This is a genomic window from Micromonospora sp. MH33 (assembly GCF_003013775.1).
Classification (GTDB): domain Bacteria; phylum Actinomycetota; class Actinomycetes; order Mycobacteriales; family Micromonosporaceae; genus Micromonospora; species Micromonospora fulviviridis.
This window is the reverse complement of the sequence record NZ_MUYZ01000518.1, coordinates 1-2,685: the sequence shown is the minus strand read 5'-3', so window position 1 is coordinate 2,685 and position 2,685 is coordinate 1. Positions and strand designations below refer to the sequence as shown.

Sequence of the window (2,685 nt, the reverse complement as noted above, 5' to 3'; positions counted from 1 at the left end):
ACTTGAACGTGCCGTCCTCGTTGGCCGCCTTGGACCACGGGACGCTGATCGCGGTCGGCACGTGGCCGGCACGCTGGTCGGGAGCGGGCCGTCGGCGGGGTCGAGCAGCTCCGCGGTGAGCGCCGGGTCCGGCGCGGGGAGCCCGGGCAGGTGCCGGGCCTCCGCCTCGACCAGCTCCGCGACCGGCAGGATCCGGTAGATCACCTCGCCGTCGTCGAGCCGCACCGGCAGCTCGGTGCCGGGCAGGGCGCACCCGTGGAACCCGGCCGCCTCGATCCTCAGCCGCTCCAGGTGCTCGTTGCGCCGGCGCCAGTCCCGGGCCGCCGCCTCGTACGCGCGCCGCCGGCGTTCGTTCTCGCGCCGCGCCCATGCAATCTGCCGTCCCAGCTCGGGGTGACGCCCGGCCGGGGTGGACCGTCTCGCCGTCACACCCGGTACAACGGCCTCCACCCACCGTGGACACGTGAGGGCGGCTATCGTCCGCTTTGGTGACGGTACGTCCGTGCCTACAATCGTCGCATGCCGGAGATCGTCCAGCTGCTCGCCTCGCCGGTGCACCGCTACGTGGGCCGGCCGGCCGACGGCCCGGCCCCGGCGCCGCCCGGCGAACTGGTGGAGCAGGTCCGGATCCGGGCCGGCCTGGGCATCGTCGGCGACCGCTACTTCGGCCGGCCGGCACACCGCGAGGCGAGCGTGACCCTGATCGCGCAGGAGTCGCTGCCCGCCGGCGCCGACCTCAGCCAGGTCCGGCGCAACGTGCTGACCGCTGGCATCGCCGTGGACGAGCTGGTCGGGCGGGTGCTCACCCTGGACTCCGGCGACGGGCCGGTCAGCTTGCGGGTGCACCGGGCCGCCCCGCCCTGCGCCTGGCTGGACATCACGGTCGCGCCCGGCACCTGGAAGGCGCTGCGCGGCCGGGGCGGTGTGCGCTGCGCCCCGCTCACCGACGGCGTGCTGCGGGTCGGGCCGGTCGAGGTCACCGTCGGCTCCTGAGCGGGCCCGGGAACTTTCCGGCCCCGCCGGCCGACCAACCTGCGACCGTCCGGCCGGCGGCGAGGTGGCAGGGAGGACGCCAGGGATGAACCGAGCGAGGCCCGTGCCCGTACCGTCGATCATGACGACGGTGGACCGGCGGGCCGGTCGCGGATGAGCCCCGAGGCCGACGACGAGCAGGTGACCCGGTGGGCGCACCGGGCCGGCCGGGGTGACCAGCAGGCCGCCGCCGCGTTCGTCCGGGCCCTCCAGGGCCCGGTGTGGCGGTTCCTCGCGCACCTGGCCGGCCCCGCCGAGGCCGACGACCTGACCCAGGAGACGTTCCTGCGCGCGCTGCGCGGCCTGCCCGGTTTCGCCGGCCGGTCCGCGGCGCGCACCTGGGTCTTCACCATCGCCCGCCGGGTCGCCGTGGACCACGTCCGGGCCGCCACGGCGCGCCCCCGGGTGGCCGCGCTGCCCGACTGGCAGGCGGCCCAGGTGTGCGGCTGCCCGGTCGGCACCATCCGCTCCCGGGTGGCCCGGGCCCGCGAGGACCTGGTCGCCGCCTGGCAGGACGATGCCCGGGGCGGTCGGGTGGTCTGACGGCGGCCCTGGACCGGGGGCGTGCCGCGCCGGGACCGGCCCGCCGTTCGGGCCGTCAGGCGGCCCGGGTGTCGCGGGCCTGCGCGGCGTACGGCGTGGGGGGCAGAAGGCGCAGCGGGGCCGGCTCCGGCGGCTCCTCGGTGCGCAGCGACCAGCGCGACCCGGCCGGGCGGCCCGGTCGGGGCGGCGTGCCGCCCGGGAGCCACCGGGGCCGGGCGAGCAGCACCATCACCACCCAGCCGACCAGCAGGAAGCCGTGGCTGACCAGCCGCTGCACCGCCACCTGCCCGGTGATCAGGTCGTTCACCGACAGCAGCACCAGGGTGGCGACGAACGCGCTGAGCATCGGCAGCAGCCCCGCCGGGGCGGAGCGCCGCAACGCCACGTAGAGGAAGCCGGCGCCCACCGCCACGTTCCAGGCGGCCGACTCGTGCCACAGGTGCTGGCCGGTGGCGTGCCCGTGGTCGATCACGGTCTCGCGGCCGACCTGGGCCAGGCCGAGCACGAGCTGCACCGCGCCGAGCAGCCCGAGCACCCCGCGCAGCCCGAGCGCCAGCCGCTCCCGCCACCCGGGCCGGGGCGGCGGCGCGGCGGCGAGCACCGCGTCGACCAGGTCGGGCACCTGCGGGGCGAGCTGCGTACGGGCCCGCCGGGTCACCCCGGCGGCCGCCTCGAACCAGCCCCGGCAGCCGGCGCAGCCCGCCAGGTGTGCCTCGGCCGCCGCGCTCTCCGACCGGGACGCCTCCCCGTCCAGCTCCGCCGACAGGATCTCCCGCCACTGCTCACACGCCATGTAGAGGTAGTCGTCCGCACGGCCCGCCTGGTTCCCGCGGCCCGGGCCGATCCGCCGGTCAGAGCCCGAAGAAGTCCAGGTAGGCGTCAATCTGGTGGGCGAGCATCGGCTCGCCGGGGTGCGCCGGCAGGCCGCGTTCGCGCGCCGCGCGCAGCAGCGCGGTCTCCGCCGGGGACATGATGATGTCCGCGACCACCGCGTGCGCCGGCAGGTCCGCCACCGCGAACGGCGGCGGGTCGTCGGGCCGCAGCCCCAGCGGGGTCGCGTTCACCGCGAGGTCGGCGTCGGCCAGCCGCGGCCGCGTCGCGGCCTCGACC

The 2,685-nt window shown here is 77.5% G+C and carries 3 protein-coding genes and 2 pseudogenes; 2 read left to right on the top strand and 3 right to left on the bottom strand.

Translation table 11 applies throughout. From position 1 onward, the window contains the following. Positions 1 to 429: pseudogene (locus B0E53_RS39940) on the bottom strand (hypothetical protein); the annotation flags it as partial. A gap of 90 nt (positions 430 to 519) precedes the next feature. Here B0E53_RS39940 and B0E53_RS35260 point away from each other — a divergent pair. Beyond that, complete coding sequence (locus B0E53_RS35260) at positions 520 to 993, top strand: molybdenum cofactor biosysynthesis protein (protein WP_107079809.1); 474 nt, start codon at positions 520 to 522, stop codon at positions 991 to 993. Between the two features lie 153 nt (positions 994 to 1,146). After that, entirely contained in the window at positions 1,147 to 1,575 is a 429-nt protein-coding gene (locus tag B0E53_RS35255; RefSeq protein WP_107079808.1) for a sigma factor, read from the top strand. Between the two features lie 55 nt (positions 1,576 to 1,630). Here B0E53_RS35255 and B0E53_RS35250 read toward each other — a convergent pair whose 3' ends face one another. Both B0E53_RS35250 and B0E53_RS35245 read right to left on the bottom strand, forming a co-directional pair. Next, positions 1,631 to 2,368, bottom strand: coding sequence for a zf-HC2 domain-containing protein (locus B0E53_RS35250; protein WP_107079807.1), 738 nt, complete (start codon positions 2,366 to 2,368; stop codon positions 1,631 to 1,633). Between the two features lie 58 nt (positions 2,369 to 2,426). Beyond that, positions 2,427 to 2,685 (bottom strand): annotated as a pseudogene (locus B0E53_RS35245) (shikimate dehydrogenase); the annotation flags it as partial.